This is a genomic window from Modestobacter sp. SYSU DS0290, assembly GCF_054050955.1.
In genome coordinates this window covers 1-16,025 of the sequence record NZ_JBJHAI010000011.1, presented here as the reverse complement: position 1 = coordinate 16,025, position 16,025 = coordinate 1, and the positions used below count along the sequence as shown (strand labels likewise).

At 75.1% G+C, this 16,025-nt stretch carries 13 protein-coding genes and 1 pseudogene; 6 read left to right on the top strand and 8 right to left on the bottom strand.

Going from position 1 to position 16,025, the window contains the following annotated elements:
* The first annotated feature begins 12 nt into the window (after window positions 1-12).
* On the top strand, window positions 13-1,470 hold the full coding sequence (locus ACI795_RS11170; RefSeq protein ID WP_457075567.1) for a protein adenylyltransferase SelO: 1,458 nt from the start codon (window positions 13-15) through the stop codon (window positions 1,468-1,470).
* Window positions 1,471-1,490: 20 nt separating this feature from the next.
* Here the strand turns inward: ACI795_RS11170 and ACI795_RS11165 are convergent, their stop codons facing one another.
* Both ACI795_RS11165 and ACI795_RS11160 read right to left on the bottom strand, forming a co-directional pair.
* Window positions 1,491-2,525, bottom strand: a complete 1,035-nt coding sequence (locus ACI795_RS11165; RefSeq protein WP_457075566.1) for a 5-methyltetrahydropteroyltriglutamate--homocysteine methyltransferase — start codon at window positions 2,523-2,525, stop codon at window positions 1,491-1,493.
* A 50-nt stretch (window positions 2,526-2,575) separates the two neighbouring features.
* Complete coding sequence (locus ACI795_RS11160) at window positions 2,576-3,250, bottom strand: M23 family metallopeptidase (RefSeq protein ID WP_457075565.1); 675 nt, start codon at window positions 3,248-3,250, stop codon at window positions 2,576-2,578.
* A 166-nt stretch (window positions 3,251-3,416) separates the two neighbouring features.
* Here ACI795_RS11160 and ACI795_RS11155 point away from each other — a divergent pair, with 166 nt between their 5' ends.
* Window positions 3,417-4,925 (top strand): mannitol dehydrogenase family protein, encoded by a 1,509-nt coding sequence (locus ACI795_RS11155; RefSeq protein WP_457075564.1) that lies wholly within the window; start codon window positions 3,417-3,419, stop codon window positions 4,923-4,925.
* A gap of 14 nt (window positions 4,926-4,939) precedes the next feature.
* Here the strand turns inward: ACI795_RS11155 and ACI795_RS11150 are convergent, their stop codons facing one another.
* Window positions 4,940-5,695, bottom strand: a complete 756-nt coding sequence (locus ACI795_RS11150; RefSeq protein ID WP_457075563.1) for an IclR family transcriptional regulator — start codon at window positions 5,693-5,695, stop codon at window positions 4,940-4,942.
* 145 nt (window positions 5,696-5,840) lie between these two features.
* Between ACI795_RS11150 and ACI795_RS11145 the strand changes: the two are divergent.
* From ACI795_RS11145 to folP, 3 genes and pseudogenes are all read left to right on the top strand, one after another.
* Window positions 5,841-6,764 (top strand): annotated as a pseudogene (locus ACI795_RS11145) (PDR/VanB family oxidoreductase); the annotation flags it as partial.
* 17 nt (window positions 6,765-6,781) lie between these two features.
* Window positions 6,782-7,993 carry a cytochrome P450 gene (locus tag ACI795_RS11140; RefSeq protein ID WP_457075562.1) on the top strand — a complete coding sequence of 404 codons (1,212 nt, stop codon included), beginning with the start codon at window positions 6,782-6,784 and terminating at the stop codon, window positions 7,991-7,993.
* Window positions 7,994-8,139: 146 nt separating this feature from the next.
* On the top strand, window positions 8,140-9,039 hold the full coding sequence (gene folP / locus ACI795_RS11135; protein ID WP_457075561.1) for a dihydropteroate synthase: 900 nt from the start codon (window positions 8,140-8,142) through the stop codon (window positions 9,037-9,039).
* 60 nt (window positions 9,040-9,099) lie between these two features.
* Here the strand turns inward: folP and ACI795_RS11130 are convergent, their stop codons facing one another.
* Window positions 9,100-9,693: a GNAT family N-acetyltransferase gene (locus tag ACI795_RS11130; protein ID WP_457075560.1), complete on the bottom strand. Its 594-nt coding sequence runs from the start codon at window positions 9,691-9,693 to the stop codon at window positions 9,100-9,102.
* A gap of 103 nt (window positions 9,694-9,796) precedes the next feature.
* On the opposite strand from ACI795_RS11130, the gene ACI795_RS11125 reads away from it, so the two are divergent.
* Window positions 9,797-10,606 (top strand): arginase family protein, encoded by an 810-nt coding sequence (locus ACI795_RS11125; RefSeq protein WP_457075559.1) that lies wholly within the window; start codon window positions 9,797-9,799, stop codon window positions 10,604-10,606.
* A gap of 350 nt (window positions 10,607-10,956) precedes the next feature.
* On the opposite strand, the gene ligM is transcribed toward ACI795_RS11125, so the two are convergent.
* From ligM to purU, 4 genes are all read right to left on the bottom strand, one after another.
* Window positions 10,957-12,357: a vanillate/3-O-methylgallate O-demethylase gene (ligM, locus tag ACI795_RS11120; RefSeq protein ID WP_457075558.1), complete on the bottom strand. Its 1,401-nt coding sequence runs from the start codon at window positions 12,355-12,357 to the stop codon at window positions 10,957-10,959.
* Window positions 12,358-12,430: 73 nt separating this feature from the next.
* Window positions 12,431-13,297 carry a methylenetetrahydrofolate reductase gene (locus ACI795_RS11115; protein ID WP_457075557.1) on the bottom strand — a complete coding sequence of 289 codons (867 nt, stop codon included), beginning with the start codon at window positions 13,295-13,297 and terminating at the stop codon, window positions 12,431-12,433.
* A 201-nt stretch (window positions 13,298-13,498) separates the two neighbouring features.
* Entirely contained in the window at window positions 13,499-14,356 is an 858-nt protein-coding gene (gene folD, locus ACI795_RS11110; protein WP_457075556.1) for a bifunctional methylenetetrahydrofolate dehydrogenase/methenyltetrahydrofolate cyclohydrolase FolD, read from the bottom strand.
* Window positions 14,356-15,264, bottom strand: a complete 909-nt coding sequence (purU, locus tag ACI795_RS11105; protein ID WP_457075555.1) for a formyltetrahydrofolate deformylase — start codon at window positions 15,262-15,264, stop codon at window positions 14,356-14,358. Before purU ends, folD begins: the two co-directional genes overlap by 1 nt.
* Window positions 15,265-16,025 lie beyond the last annotated feature (761 nt).

The following is a 16,025-nucleotide window of genomic DNA, read 5'->3' as shown; positions in this document are numbered from 1 at the left end:
ACGCTCGACGGGGTGAGCATCGCCCCTGGCCCCACCGTCCGGCTCGACGACCGCTTCGCCCGGGAGCTGCCCGAGCTGGCGCTGCCGTGGCAGGCCGAGCAGGCGCCCGCGCCGGCGCTGCTGGTCCTCAACGAGGAGCTGGCCGGGGAACTCGGCCTGGACGTCGACTGGCTGCGCAGCCCCGAGGGCGTGCGCTTCCTCGTGGGCAACGCCGTGCCCGAGGGGGCGCACCCGGTGGCGCAGGCGTACTCGGGCCACCAGTTCGGCAACTACTCACCCCGGCTGGGCGACGGGCGGGCACTGCTGCTCGGTGAGCTCGTCGACGACGGTGGCCGGCCGCGTGACCTGCACCTGAAGGGGTCCGGCCGCACCCCGTTCGCCCGGGGCGGCGACGGGCTGGCCGCGGTCGGGCCGATGCTGCGCGAGTACGTGGTCAGCGAGGCGATGCACGCCCTCGGCATCCCGACCACCCGCTCCCTCGCCGTCACCGCCACCGGGCGCGACGTGCGCCGGGAGACCCTGCTGCCCGGCGCGGTGCTCGCCCGGGTGGCCAGCAGCCACCTGCGGGTGGGCACCGTCCAGTACGCCCGCGCCACCGGCGACGTCGACCTGCTCCGCCGGCTGGCCGACGTCGCGATCGCCCGGCACCACCCCGCCGCGGCCGACGCCGAGCAGCCGTACCTGGCGCTCTACGAGGCGGTCGTGGCCGCCCAGGCGTCACTGGTGGCGCAGTGGATGCTGGTCGGCTTCGTGCACGGGGTGATGAACACCGACAACGTCACGATCTCCGGCGAGACGATCGACTACGGCCCCTGCGCGTTCCTCGACGGCTACGACCAGGCCACCGTGTACAGCTCGATCGACACCGGCGGTCGCTACGCCTACGGCAACCAGCCGCTCGCCGCGGAATGGGACCTGGCCCGGCTCGCCGAGGCGCTGCTGCCGCTGCTGCACGACGAGCAGGAGCAGGCCGTGCCGATCGCGGTCGAGGCGCTCGGGCGGTTCCGCGGCGAGTACAACGCGGTCTGGGGCGCCGGCATGCGCGCCAAGCTGGGCCTGGGCGAGGGGACCGACGAGACGGCCGCGGTGGTCGAGGAGCTGCTGCCGCTGCTGCAGGAGAGCCGGGCCGACTGGACGTCGTTCTTCCGCGCGCTCGGCACCGCCGCCCGCGGCGACGCCGAGCCGGCCCGCCGCCTGGTGCTCGACCTGGCCGCGTTCGACGGCTGGCTGGACCGCTGGCGTGCGCTGGCCCCGGACGCCGACCTGATGGACCGCACCAACCCGGTCTACGTGCCGCGCAACCACCTGGTCGAGGAGGCGCTCACCGCGGCCACCGCCGGCGACCTCGCCCCGTTCCAGCAGCTCGTCGCCGTGGTCCAGCGCCCCTTCGCGGCGCGGCCCGGCCTGGAGCGGTACGCCGCCCCCGCGCCGGAGACCTTCGGGCCGTACCAGACCTTCTGCGGCACCTGACCGGCTACAGCCCTGGACGGCTACAGCTCCGTGCGCAGGACGGCGGCGGCCTCGGCGAGGGAACGCATCTTGCCCGCCGCCGAGGCCCGCGGCAGGTACTTCAGCCCGCAGTCGCTGGACAGCAGCAGCTCGTCGACGTCGACGGAGTCCAGCGCGCGGCGGACCCGGTCGGCGATCACCTGCGGGGTCTCCACCTCCGGGGTGGAGAGGTCGAGCACGCCCAGGGCGATGCCCTTCCCGCGCAGCGGGCGGAGCGTCGCCGGGTCCAGGTGCGACTGGGCGGTCTCGACCGAGACGGCGGCGACCGGCACGTCGGCCAGCTCGGGCAGGAACGAGTAGCCGGCCGGTCGCTCGGCGACCATCGCGGCGTAGCCGAAGCACAGGTGCACGTGCACCGGGCCGGCGGCGCCCTCCACCGCACGGGTGAGCGCCTCGGCGCCGTACTGCCGGGCGATCTCCGGGCGGGCCTGCAGCCAGGGCTCGTCGACCTGCACGATGTCGGCGCCGGCGGCGAACAGGTCGGCGATCTCCTCGCGCACCACGTCGGCGTAGGCCAGCGCCAGGGCGCGGTCGTCGGGGTAGTGGTCGTTCTGCGCCTGCTGGGCCATGGTGAACGGGCCGGGCACGGTGATCTTCACCGCGCGGTCGGTGTGCGCGCGGAGGAACGCCACGTCGGCGACCTGCACCGGCGCCGGACGCCGCAGCTCACCGGTCACCCGGGGCACCGGGATGTCGACGCCCGACCGGTTGCGCACGTGCCCGGGCTCGTCGAGGTCCAGCCCGGCCAGCGCGGTGGCGAAGTGGTTGGAGTAGGACTCCCGGCGGATCTCCCCGTCGGTGACCACGTCCAGCCCGGCCTCCTCCTGCGAGCGGATCGCCGCCAGCGTGGCGTCGTCCTGCGCCTCGGCGAGGTGCTCGGCCGGGATGCGCCACAGCTCGGCCGCCCGCACCCGCGGCGGGAACTGGTGACCCAGCCGCTCGCGGTCGATCAGCCAGTCGGGCTGGGGCAGGCTGCCGACGACCATCGTGGGCAGGGGCGGGAGCTCGCGCGGCATCCGCTCATCCTGCCGGTCCGGCCGGCCGCACGCGTGCCCGGGGCGGGCGGTCAGCGCGGCTCGACGACGTCCTGCTCGCCCGGCACGCCACGCGCGAGGTCGACCGGTGGTCCGCCGTCCGCCGGCCACACCCGGAGGTCGGCGAAGAGCATCGGCAGGCCGCGGGCGCGGAACGGGTCGGCGTCGTCCATCGCCTGCAGGTGCACGTGCGGCTGGGTGGAGTTGCCCGAGTTGCCGCACTCGGCCACCTGCTCACCGGGTTCGAGGTGCTGCCCCACCGCCACCCGGATCGAGCCGCGGCGCAGGTGCGCGAGGACGACGAAGGCACCGTCGCCGGCGGCCAGCACCACGTGGTTGCCCGCCAGCGCGCCCGCGCCGCCGCGGGCGCGGGAGGCCTGGGTGAGCGCATAGGACATCCGGGCCGGCGCCGACCGCCGGGCCGCGGAGTCGGGCTCGCCGTCGTGGACGGTCACCACCCGGCCGGCCGCGGGGGAGAGCACCGGCTGCCCGAAGGCGACGAACCGCTCCGGCGGTTCGGTGGCCAGCACCGTGCGCCAGTCACGGGTGCGGGCCGTCTCCTGCCCGGCGACGGCGACGAAGTCGATCGCGAAGGTGGTGGCGAACAGGTGGCTGCCGTGGCTGGGTACCCGTCGCGCCGGGCTGTTCACCGCGCGCCAGGTGCCGGCGAACGGCAGCCGGAGGAGCACACCGTCGGATCCGGGCACCGGTCCCCCTCGGCCTCGTTCGGGCAACCCGGGCAGCATGCCGGAGGGAGCGGCTCCGTGGGCCGTCCGCCGGCGCCGGTGTGCCGACCACGGCGGTGCGGGTAGGGCCTCGGCCCACCGGTGCGGCACGCTGCACGCCGGCCCACCCGACCTCCCGAGGAGCCCGATGCCCCGCCTCGACGCCGCCACCCTGTCCGCGCTCGACCCGGCGGTCGGGACGCCGGGGTACGACCGCCGGGCCGTGCGCCCCGGGATCGTGCACCTGGGCGTGGGCGGGTTCCACCGCTCGCACCAGGCGCTGTACCTGGACCGGCTGCTGGCGGCCGGGCAGGCGCAGGACTGGGGCATCTGCGGGGTCGGCGTGCTGCCCGCGGACCGCCGGATGCAGGAGGTCATGGCCGCCCAGGACTGCCTGTACACGCTGGTCGTCAAGCACCCCGACGGGCAGCTGGAGGCCCGGGTAGTCGGGTCGATCGTGGAGTACCTGCTCGCGCCGGACGACCCGGAGGCGGTGGTGGAGAGGATGGCGGCCGAGTCGACCCGGATCGTCTCGCTGACCGTCACCGAGGGCGGGTACAACGCCTCCGCGGTCACCGGCGAGTTCGACGCGCAGGCGCCGGCCGTCGTCGCCGACCTGCAGCCCGGCACCGCGCTGCGGACGTCGTTCGGTCTGGTCACCGAGGCGCTGGTGCGCCGCCGCGACCGCGGGCTGCCGCCGTTCACCGTCGTCTCCTGCGACAACATCCCGGGCAACGGCGAGCTGGCCCGGCGCAGCTTCGCCGCCTTCGCCGCGCTGCGCGACCCGGCCCTGGGGGAGTGGGTCGCCACCGAGGTCGCCTTCCCGAACTCCATGGTCGACCGGATCACCCCGGTCACCACCGACGGCGACCGGGCCGAGCTGGCCGATCGCTTCGGCGTCGAGGACGACTGGCCGGTGGTCTGCGAGCCGTACACCCAGTGGGTGCTGGAGGACCACTTCCCGGCCGGCCGCCCGCCGCTGGAGGACGTCGGGGTGCAGCTGGTCGACGACGTGGCGCCCTACGAGCTGATGAAGCTGCGCCTGCTCAACGCCGGGCACCAGGTGCTGGGGCACCTGGGCCGGCTCGCCGGGCACGAGTTCGTGCACGAGGCGTGCCAGGACCCGGTGTTCCGTGAGTTCCTGCGCGGCTACCTCGAGGAGGAGGGCTCGCCGACCCTGCCGCCGGTGCCCGGCATCGACCTGGCGCAGTACCGGGCCGACCTGCTCGACCGGTTCGCCAACCCGCACGTCCGGGACACCCTGGCCCGGCTGTGCGAGAACGCCTCGGACCGGGTCCCGCAGTTCCTGCTCCCGGTGCTCCGCGCGAACCTGGCCGGCGGTGGGGAGGTGCGGCGGTCGCTGGCCGTGCTGGCCGGCTGGGCCCGCTCGGCGGAGGGCACCGACGACGCCGGACGACCCATCGAGCTGCGCGACCCGCGCGCCGGGGCGCTGGTGGAGCGCGCCCGGCGGCAGCAGGCGGAGCCACTGGCCTTCCTGGCCGCTCCCGACCTCTTCGGCGACCTCGTCGACGACGACCGCGTCGCCGCCGGCTACCCGGCCGTGCTCGCCGGGCTCCGTGCCGAGGGGGCGCGCGCGACGGTGGCCGGGCTGCTGGCCGGCGGGCCGGACCGGCTCGGGCGGGCACTCCTGGACTGACGTGCCCCCTGCGGTCAGGGCGCGGCGGGCCCGAGCGTGCGGCCGATCCCCCGGGCGGTCGCCAGCAGCAGCGGCACCAGCTCGGCGGCCCGGCCGTCGGTGGGGACGATGACCGACAGCGCAGCGACCACCTGCCCCCCGCCGTCCCGCACCGGGACGGCGACGCCGGTGGCGTCGGGGTGCTGGTGCCCGGCGAGCACCGCGGCCTGGGTGCGGCGGACCTCCGCGAGCGCGGCCCGCAGCTCGGCGGCCGTGCGCAGCCCGGCCGGGGTGACCGGGTGCAGCGGCTGGGCCAGCACCCGCTCCTGCACCGGGTGCGGCGCGTGGGCGAGCAGCACCAGGCCCGAGGAGGACGTCGCCAGCGGGAGGCGGCCGGCGATCCGGGTGAAGTTGATGACGGCGTCGCGGGCGCTGAGCCGCTCCACGAAGATCACGTCGTCGCCGTCCCGGACCCCCAGCTGGACGTGGTGGCCCACCACGGCGTGCACGTCCTCCAGGAAGGGCATCGCCGCGTCGCGGAGGGAGAGCGTCGGTGAGGCGCGGGACCCCAGCTCCCAGAGCCGGACGCCGATCCGCACCTCGCGGCTCGGCCCGCGTTCCAGCAGCCCGTGGTGCACGAGCTCGCCGATGAGCCGGGACGCCGTCGCCACGTGCAGGCCGCTGCGCCGGGCGATCTCCCCGACCGTCAGCGCGGGTTCCTCCGCGCTGAAGGCGTCCAGCACCCGCACGGCGCGGGCCAGCACCGACTCTCCGGTCGCGGTGCGGGCCACGGGACCAGTCTGCCACCAGTTGTCTCGTCCATTGAGAACCGGGTACTGCGGGACGTGATCCACGCCGCATCCTCGGCGCAGCGACGACGAGGAGGTCGGGATGCTCGATGCGGAGCAGCGCAGGGCGGCGGACCGCACGGTGGTGCGGGTGCTGGACAAGACGCCGGTCGCCGACGGCGTGGTGGTGGTGACCCTCGCGGCGCCGGACGGCCGACGGCTGCCGGACTGGACGCCGGGGGCGCACGTCGACCTCACCTTCGGCAACGGGCTGACCCGGCAGTACTCGCTGTGCGGGGACCGGTGGGACCCGCACACCTACCGGGTGGGCGTCCTGCTCGAACCGGCCGGCCGGGGTGGCTCCGCCTACGTGCACGAGCAGCTCCAGCCGGGGCACCAGGTGCAGCTCGGCGGGCCCCGGAACAACTTCCCGCTGGTACCCGGCGACGCCTACCTCTTCGTCGCCGGCGGCATCGGCATCACGCCCCTGCTGCCGATGATCGTCCAGGCCGAGCTGCTCGGTGCGGACTGGCGGCTGCTCTACGGCGGCCGGCAGCGCAGCTCGATGGCGTTCCTCGACGAGCTGGCCCCCCACGGCGACCGGGTCCTCGTCCGGCCCCAGGACGAGTTCGGCCTGCTCGACCTGGCCGGCTTCCTGGGCGAGCCGCGGCCGGGCGTGCACGTCTACGGCTGCGGTCCGGCGCCGCTGCTCACCGCGCTGGAGGCCGCCTGCGCGGACTGGCCGGCGCGCGCGCTGCGCACGGAGCGGTTCGCCGCTGCCGACGGCGGTGCACCGGTGCGCACCACGCCGTTCGTGGTCGAGCTCGCCCGCACCGGGCGCAGCGTCACCGTGACCCCCGAGGTCTCCGTGCTGGAGGCGGTGGCCGCGGCGGGCGTCGACGTCCTCTCCTCCTGCCGGCAGGGCACCTGCGGCACCTGCGAGACGGTCGTCCTCGCCGGCACCCCCGACCACCGCGACGCGCTGCTGGACGACGGCGACCGGGCCGCGGGGGACTGCATGTACCCCTGCGTCTCCCGCTCCTGCAGCGACCGCCTCGTCCTCGACCTCTGACCCCGCGGGAGCCCCAGATGACCCTCACCGTCCAGCCCACCGGCCAGTTGCCGGTCAGCGACGTCGACCCCTTCTCCCACGACGTGCTCGAGGACCCCCTCCCGATGCACCAGCAGCTGCGCGAGGCCGGTCCGGTGGTGCACCTGAGCCGCTACGACGTGTTCGCCCTCGCCCGCTACGAGGAGGTGCACGCCGCCCTGGTCGACTGGCAGCAGTTCCAGTCCGCCGCCGGCGTCGGGCTGAGCAACTTCCGCACCGAGAAGCCCTGGCGGCCGCCGAGCCTGCTGCTGGAGGCCGACCCGCCCCGGCACGACGCACCCCGGCGGGTGCTGACCGCGGTGCTCGGCCCCCGGGCCCTCCGCCGGCTGCGCGACCGGTGGGCCGCCGACGCCGAGCAGCTGGTCGACGCCGTGCTGGCCGAGGGCACCGAGTTCGACGCCGTCCCGGCGCTGGCGCAGGCGTTCCCGCTGCGGGTCTTCCCCGACGCGGTCGGGCTGGGCCCGGACGGCCGGGAGAACCTCCTCCCGTACGGCGACCACGCCTTCAACGCCTTCGGCCCGGGCAACGACCTGGTGGCCAAGGGCGAGCCGCGCGTGGCGGAGTTGTCGGCCTGGGTCGCCGCGCAGTGCGCCCGGGAGGCGCTCACCGACGACGGGTTCGGTGCCGCGATCTGGGCCGCCGCCGACCGCGGCGACATCACCCCGCAGCAGGCGCCGCTGATGGTGCGGTCGCTGCTCACCGCCGGGGTGGACACCACCGTGCACGGCATCTCCGCCGTCCTGTACGGCCTCGCGACGCACCCGGGGGAGTGGGAGCGGCTGGTGGCCGCCCCGTCGCTGGCCCGGGTCGCCTTCGACGAGGCGGTGCGGTGGGAGTCGCCGGTGCAGACGTTCTTCCGCACCACCACCACCGACGTCGCGATCGGCGGGACCGTCGTCCCCGAGGGCCGCAAGGTGCTGATGTTCCTGGCCGCGGCGAACCGGGACCCGCGGCGCTGGTCCGACCCCGACCGGTTCGACCTGACCCGGGACCCCTCCGGCCACGTCGGCTTCGGCATGGGCCTGCACCAGTGCGTGGGGCAGCACGTCGCCCGGCTGGAGGCCGAGGCGGTGCTGACCGCGCTGGCCCGCCGGGTGCGGTCGATCGAGCTCGTCGGCACCCCCCGGCGGCACCACAACAACACCCTGCGGGCGCTGGACAGCCTGCCGCTGCGGCTGACCCTCGGCTGACCGGCGTCCGGGTCATCTGTCGCGGTGCGGGCAGGACGGGTGACCGCGAGCGGATCGGGCACCGGCCCGATCTGCCCGCGGCGCCGGCTCCGTAGCGTCGACGGACCGGCGGCCGCAGGGCGCCGCCCCGTTCCAGGGAGCACCGCGTGGCCACCGTCGTGAACTCGCCCAGTGCGCCGCCACTGGCCCACCCGCAGCTGCGCCGGCCCGGCCGGTGCGCGGTGCTGGGCGTCCTGAACGTCACCCCGGACTCCTTCTCCGACGGCGGGCTGTGGTCGACCCCGGACGCCGCCGTCGCGCACGGCCTGGCGCTCGCCGCCGACGGTGCCGACTACGTGGACGTCGGTGGCGAGTCCACCCGGCCGGGTGCCGACCGGGTCGAGGTCGCCGAGGAGCTGCGCCGGGTGGTCCCGGTGGTCGCCGAGCTCACCGCCGCGGGGGTGGCGGTCAGCGTCGACACCACCCGGGCCGCGGTCGCCGAGGCAGCGATCGCCGCGGGCGCGGTGCTGGTCAACGACGTGAGCGGTGGGCTGGCCGACCCGGCGATGGCCCGCGTCGTCGCCGACGCCGGGGTGCCCTGGGTGCTCATGCACTGGCGCGGTCACAGCCGGGACATGTACGCCGCCGCCCGCTACTCCGACGTCGTCGCCGAGGTCCGCACCGAGCTGACCGCCCGGGCCGACGCCGCGGTCGCGGCGGGCGTGGACGCCGGGCGGCTGGTGCTCGACCCCGGGCTGGGGTTCGCCAAGCGGCCCGAGCACGACGTCGCCCTGCTGCGGCACCTCGACGCGCTGGTCGACCTCGGGTTGCCGTTGCTGGTGGGCGCCTCGCGGAAGCGGTTCCTGGACGCGGTGCTGACCGGGCAGGGCGGGGTCTCCCGGACGGCGGAGCAGCGTGACCCGGCGACCCTGGCCACCTCGGTGCTGGCCGCACAGGCCGGCGCCTGGGGCGTCCGGGTGCACGAGGTGGCCGGCACCGCGGACGCCCTGCGCATCCTGTCCGCCGTCTCCGCCGTCTCCGCCGTCTCCGCCGTCTCCGCCGGCTGACCACGGACCGCGGCTGCCGGAGGCCGGGACCGGTCCGGCCCCACGGGCGAGGGACGTCCGTCAGGCCGGCAGGTGGCGGACGAAGCAGACCCGGTCCAGGCCGGGCCCGTCGTAGTCCGGCTGGATGGCCACCCCGTCGAGCTCGGTCGCGCCCGGTTCCACCTCGAAGCCCAGGCGGGTGCGGAAGGCGACGGAGGCCCTGTTGCCCGGGCTGGTGATGCAGCGCAGGGTGGTCGCTCCGCGTTGCGACACGGCGCCGGCGAAGTGTTCGTAGAGCCAGCGGCCGAGCTGCTTGCCGCGGAACGCGGGATCCACACCGACGAAGTGGATGTAGGCCGTGCCCGGCTGCGACTGGGACAGGAAGCCGACGAGGAAGGCGACCAGCCGGTGGGACCGGTCCTCGACGAGCCAGCTGGTGTCGGTGAAGTGCTGGAAGAACAGGCGGGGCACCAGCAGGGCTCGCTGCTGCGCCCCGGCGGTGCCGCCGAAGCCGCCCCACCAGGTCTCGAGCCCCTCCAGCACCCGGACGTGGTCGTCCGCCGTGGGGTGGACGGCCGACAGCCCGGCTGGCAGCGCCGCTGCGCTCCGCGGGGAGGTCGTGGCGACATCAGGCAGCCGGTCCGGCTCGCCGGTCCCGGCGCTGCCGCGGGTCACGGCGCAGAACCCGTTCGCCCGGTCCCCGGCGCTGTCGTCGACGCTGGGGTGGCGGGCATGCGGGGAACCTACGTCCTGGTCGCGGGCCGGGCAGGATGGGCCGGTGCGCGCCGACGTCTCGCTGACCGTGTACCGAGGTCCCGCCGGGGACCACAACGACCGCGCCGGACAGGCGGTGGTCGATGTGGGCGCGGCGCTCGCGCGCCGGCTGGGGTCCGACGGCGTCATCGTGGGCGAGCCGGCCCCTGCCCGGCCGGCCTGGTGGGACGTCGAGCTCGACCGTGCGCGGGCGACCCTGCAGGCGATGGCCGCCCGCATCGACGAGGTGATGACCGGCGGGCAGGTGCCGGTGACGGCGATGACCCGGTGTGCCGTGGCGCTCGCGACCCAGCCGGTCGTGGTGCGGCACCGTCCAGACACGGTGGTGGTGTGGCTCGACGCCCACGGCGACATCAACACCCCGGGGGACACCCGGACCGGCTTCCTCGGCGGGATGGCCCTGTCCGGCCCACTGGGCTGGTGGGACTCCGGGCTGGGCGCGGGCGTGCCCGCGGACCACGCCGTGCTCGTCGGCGCGCGCGACCTGGACGACGCCGAGACGGCACACGTGCAGGCCGGGCGCATCGCGCTGGTCCCGCCCGGACCCGGCCTCGGCGAGCGGCTGGCCCGGGTGATCGCCGGGCGCCCGGTGTACCTGCACATCGACTGCGACGTCCACGAGCCGGGCGTCGTCGCCACCGACTACGCCGTCCCCGGCGGCTTCACCCTCGACGACCTGCACACCTGCGCGACGGTCGTCGCCCGCAGCGAGGTCGTCGGTGTGGAGGTGGCCGAGTTCGAGGGCCCGGGGAGCGCCACCGCGGACGACCTGGTGGACGCGCTGGCTCCGGCCCTCGGCCCCCGGGATCCATGATCAGCTCGGGTTCAGCGCTGTCTCGTGGACGTGGTGACCGCGCTGGGCCCGAGGTGATCATGGGTGCCACGGACCTGCCGGGACGCCTCCCGAACCGGCGCGGCGCCCGAGGTGATCGCGAGGGGGGAGCGGCCGGCGGAGCGGACGTGCCGCCGAACGGCCAGGGGGGGGGGGGGGGGGGGGGGGGGGGGGGGGGGGGGGGGGGGGGGGGGGGGGGGGGGGGGGGGGGGGGGGGGGGGGGGGGGGGGGGGGGGGGGGGGGGGGGGGGGGCCGGCGCGGAGCCGGGGGGGGGGGGGGGGGGCCCCCCCCCCCCCCCCCCCCCCCGGCCCCTGGTTCGACCGACCCGGAGGTCAGCTGGCGGCGGTGCGCCAGCCGGGCTGGTAGCTCGAACGCGCCATCTCGGTGTACGGCGCCGGGCTCACGATCGCGCGCACCTCGATCTGCTCGTGCGGCTCGACGGTGGTCTTCTTGCTGCCGCCGTTCGGCTCGCCCCAGACGACCCGCACCTCGGCGCCGTGCGGCACGTCGGGGTTGAGGGTGGCCAGCGACAGGGCGGTGCGCTCGTTGGAGCTGTAGCCGGTGAACAGCGACAGGCCGACCTGGTTGCCGTCGCCGTCGAGCACCGCGTCGTAGTTCGACGACCCGTAGTTGGCGTTCGGCAGGTCGAAGAACTGGTAGCCGGGGCCGTCCTTGTCGACCGGGGACGCCAGGATCTTGGCGACGTCCTCGGCGTTCCAGGCCAGGGTCACCTTGCGGCGCTGGCTGTCCTTGTCGATGTTCTCCAGCGCCTCGCGGCCGATGAAGTCGTGGTCGAACTTCACGAAGCTGCCGTAGCCGAGCTCCCACGGGTTGAGGTAGTAGTCCTCGATCCGGTCGGAGACGAAGCTGCCGGCCAGCGCGTTGGTGGCCTCGTAGCCGTCGGCGGGCAGCCACTCGCGGTAGTCGCGCAGCCCCTCGCTGGAGTAGACGGCGGGCAGCGGCGAGGGGATCCAGCCCGACTCCAGGGTGTTGCTGGAGTAGGCGCGCGAGCCGCAGGGCTCGATGCCGAACTCCTGGCCGGCCTCGAGGATGGCGTCGCGGGTCTGGTCGTAGGTCTCGTACGGACCCCAGATCTCCAGACCCGGGGCACCGGCCATGCCGTGACGCAGCGTGCGGACCTGGTTGCCGGCGATGTTCATCGTGCTCATGCGGAAGAACTTGAGCTGCTCGACCGTGCCGCCGTTGAGCTTCTCGATGACGTCCCAGGCGCGCGGGCCCTGGATCTGGAAGCGCCAGACGCTGCGGGTGACCTGCTTGCCGTAGGGGCGCGACGGCGAGCGCGGGTCGTTCTCCAGCTCCACGTCGTAGCCCGTGCGGCCGTGGAACATCAGCCAGTTGGCCACCGGCGCGCGGCCGACGAAGACGAACTCCTCCTCGGCCAGGCGGAAGAGGATGCCGTCGCCGACGACGCCGCCCTCGGGGGAGACCGGCACGAACTGCTTGGCGCTGTCGACCGGGAAGTTCGCGGTGCTGTTGATGCCGGTGTCGGTGAGCAGCTTCAGGGCGTCCTTGCCGCGCACGTAGGTGTTGAACATGTGGTGCGACTGGTCGAAGAGCACGGCGGTGTTCTGCCAGGACTTGACCTCACGCCGGAAGTTGGTGAACTCCGCCGGCACCACGGGGTAGATGTAGGCGCCGATCTGCGAGTCGCGCAGCATCTCGACGGTGTTGCCGTTCTGGTCCAGCAGTTCCTGCAGGTTCTTGGCGGTCATCTGGGTCCGTTCGTCGTCGATGGTCCCCCGGTGCCGTCCAGGAGGGCGGCGGGGCTGTGCAGGTGGTGCCGGCCTAGTGCTCCGCGAGGCGGTTGAGCATCTGCTGCCGCCACGCCTCGGTCGGCGCGAGGTCGTTGAAGGTGAAGACGTGGAACTTCTCGATCCGCTGGTCGCTCGCCCCGATCGAGGGCGCCAGGCCGCGGATGATGCCGTCCGGGCTGTACCCACCGGGCAGGAAGAACCGCCAGAGCAGGTTCTGCTGCTTCTTGAGGAACTTCGCCGACTCCCCGATGCCCAGGCCGTTGGAGACCCGCAGCAGCTTCTGCCGGGTCACCGCGCCGGGGATGCCGATGTGGATCGGCAGGTCGATGCCGCGCCGGCGCAGCTCCCGGGCCCAGGTCTGGATCCGCTTGGTGTCGAAGCAGATCTGGGTGGTGATGTGGTTGGCGAAGGGCGCCTTGTCGGCGAGCGCGCCGAAGAGCACGTCGTCGGAGACGGACGGGTGGCCCTCCGGGTGGCCGCCGATGCCCACCTCGGTGAACGGGTGGCCGATCTCCTTCATCGCCAGGAGCAGCGCGTGCGCGTCGCGGAACTCGGTGGGGGTGTCGGTGGGGTCACCGCCGACCACGAACACCTCGGTGATGCCGGCCTCGCGCACCTGGGCGATGACGTCGGTCAGGTGCGCCCGGTCGGAGATCTGCTGCGCGCTCAGGTGGGGGGCGACGGTGTAGCCGGCCCGGGTCAGCCGGACGGCCAGCTCGACCGTGGCGCCGATGCCCTTCGCGGGGGACGCGGTGACGGTCAGGCGCACGTCGGTGGGGACGTGCTCCTGCACGTCGTCCCCGGTCTTCTTGAACGGGATGACCTCGTAGCCGAGGGTCTCGAAGGTCCGGCGCAGGGCAGCGCGGGTGTCGGGGCTGCGCGGCAGCGACCTGTTCACTCCGTGTCCCTTCCTCGTGTGGTGCGCGCCCGGGGCCGGGGCGCGGGCGGCGGGTTTCCTGCGGACCGCCCGATGGCGTTCGTCCTCCCGTCACCATAGGGAGCGTCCTGTGACCGGCGGCACAGTGCAATGGCGGGACCGCGGCGGCCGGGGGCGGCAGCGGTGGGCGGGTCAAATGTCGCGCGGAGAGGCACGGCCGGCTCAGCCGGCCTCGGTCTGCGCGCGGGCGGCGAGCAGGGTGTTCTGCAGCAACATCGCGATGGTCATCGGTCCGACGCCGCCGGGCACCGGGGTGATGAGCGAGGCCCGGGCCGCGGCGGCCTCGGTGTCGACGTCGCCGACGAGGCCGGAGTCGGTGCGGTGGATGCCGACGTCGACCACGACGGCGCCCTCCTTGACCCAGTCGCCCCGCACCAGCCCGGGCTGGCCGGCCGCGGCGACGACGACGTCGGCACGGCGGCAGACCTCGGCGAGGTCGCGGGTGCGTGAGTGGCAGACGGTCACCGTCGCGTTGCGCTGCAGCAGCAGCTGGGCGACCGGCTTGCCGACCAGCTCGGACCGGCCGATGACCACCGCCTCGGCGCCCTCGAGGGGGACGTCGTGCGCATCGAGCAGCTCGATCACCCCGGACGGCGTGCACGGGCGGAGCCCGGGGCGTCCCTGCGCGAGGAGCCCGGCGCTGAGCGTGGTCAGCCCGTCGACGTCCTTGGCGGCGGGGATGAGCTGGATCAGCGGGCCCGCGTCCAGACCCCGGGGGAGCGGCAGCTGCAGCAGGATCCCGGAGACCTCGGGGTCGGCGGCCAGCTCGGTGAGGACCGCGGCCACCTCCTCCTGGGTCGCCGTCGCCGGCAGGGGCCGGTGGTGGTCGGTCATCCCGGCCGCGACGCACTGCTTCCGTTTGCTGGCCACGTAGACCGCCGACGCCGGGTCGTCGCCGACCAGCACGGTGGCCAGGCCGGGGGTGCGCCCGGTGCGGGCGGTGAACTCGGCGACCTCCGCCGTCGTCCGCTCGCGCACCCGCGCCGCCAGGGCCTTCCCGTCCATCAGGGTGGCCGGCATCAGAGCACCACGGTCGCGTTGCCGTGCCGGAAGACCCGGTCCTCGACGTGCCAGGCGACGGCGCGGGCGAGCACCGAGCGCTCGACGTCGGCGCCCCGGCGCTGCAGCTCCGCCGAGGTCTGCGCGTGCGACACCCGGGTGACGTCCTGCTCGATGATCGGGCCCTCGTCGAGGTCCTGGGTGGCGTAGTGCGCCGTCGCGCCGATCAGCTTCACGCCGCGGGACTTCGCCTGCACGTAGGGGTTGGCGCCCATGAACGCCGGCAGGAACGAGTGGTGGATGTTGATCACCGGGCAGCCGACGTTCTCGAGGAAGGTGCTGCTGAGGATCTGCATGTACCGGGCCATCACGACCAGGTCGACGTTGCCGCGGAGGACGTCGAGCTGCCGGGCCTCGGCCTCGGCCTTGGTGTCCTTGGTGACCGGGATGTGGATGAACGGGACGCCGAAGGCCCGCACCTCGTCGGCCAGGTCGGGGTGGTTGCTGACCACCATGATCGGGTTCATCGCCAGCTCGCCGCGGCCGACCCGCCACAGCAGGTCGAGCAGGCAGTGGTCGTAGCGGGAGACCATGATCCCCACCCGCTTGGGCTCGTCGGCCCGGGTGAGCGACCAGTCCAGCTCGAACTCCGCGGCGACCTGGGCGAACTCCGCCTCGAGGCGCTCCTGCTGCGCCGACAGCCCCTCGAGGTGGAAGACGGTCCGCTGGAAGAAGCGGCCCCCCTCCGGGTCGGTGGAGTACTGGCCGAGCTCGATGATGTTGGCCCCGTGCTCGGCCAGGAAGGTCGAGACCGCGGCGACGACGCCGGGGCGGTCGTCGCACTGCACCAGCAGGCGGCCGACGTCCCGGGTGCCGGGCATCGGGGACGCCGCCGCACGCGGGGCGCCGAGGGTGACCATCTGGCTCATGGGGGAGGCTCCTGGCAGGGGTCGCTGGGACGGCGGTGGGTGGCCGGGGTCGTCCGACCACCTCTCTGGAGTGCAGGTTAGGAATGAGCTGCGTCACTCCGGATCGCGCGGATGACGGGACCCGCGCGGGCACTCGTCGCGGGCGTTCCGCGACAAGTGACGTAGCCGCTCGGTACGTCGGCTCCCGCGGCGGTCCGGTCAGGGGTGATCATGCCGCGACGGCGCTGACGAAGACGCAGATGCCCTCCCAGTCGGCGGCGCGGTGACGCAGCCCGACGGCACGCAGACCGGCGACCTCGACCCGGTGCGCCGGCAGATGTGCGGGGCGCCGTGGAGGAACGTCTTCAGCCGCGAGTGCGGGTGGGTCACGTTCGGTCTGCTGACCAGCAGGCGGTCCCCGACCCGCAGCAGTGACCGGATCGACCGGAGCGCCAAGGCCCCGGACCCGGCACCGACCCCGAGGATCCGGCTGCCGCTCCGCTGGCGTCACGAGCGCAGGCTCCCACGCCGGCACCGTTCGCGCGGCCCGAACCGGGTGGCCGCGGGGGCTGTCTCCCCGTTCGCCGCCGGCCCCGACCTCCTGCCCAGCGGCGTCCCGGGCGGTCGTCCTGGACCCGCGACGTTCGCCGGCAGCCCACCCGGCTGGGGGGGGGGGGGGGGGGGGGGGGGGGGGGGGGGGGGGGGGGGGGGGGGGGGGGGGGGGGGGGGGGGGGGGGGGGGGGGGGGGGGGGGGGGGGGGGGGGGGGGGGGGGGGCCTCGGG

What these genes read in the sequence shown, in the direction of transcription:
- ACI795_RS11165 (WP_457075566.1), bottom strand. Translation starts at nt 2,525, where the DNA reads ATGCCGCGCGAGCTCCCGCCCCTGCCCACGATGGTCGTCGGCAGCCTG.
- ACI795_RS11155 (WP_457075564.1), top strand. Translation starts at nt 3,417, where the DNA reads ATGCCCCGCCTCGACGCCGCCACCCTGTCCGCGCTCGACCCGGCGGTC.
- ACI795_RS11140 (WP_457075562.1), top strand. Translation starts at nt 6,782, where the DNA reads ATGACCCTCACCGTCCAGCCCACCGGCCAGTTGCCGGTCAGCGACGTC.
- ligM (WP_457075558.1), bottom strand. Translation starts at nt 12,357, where the DNA reads ATGACCGCCAAGAACCTGCAGGAACTGCTGGACCAGAACGGCAACACC.
- folD (WP_457075556.1), bottom strand. Translation starts at nt 14,356, where the DNA reads ATGCCGGCCACCCTGATGGACGGGAAGGCCCTGGCGGCGCGGGTGCGC.
- purU (WP_457075555.1), bottom strand. Translation starts at nt 15,264, where the DNA reads ATGAGCCAGATGGTCACCCTCGGCGCCCCGCGTGCGGCGGCGTCCCCG.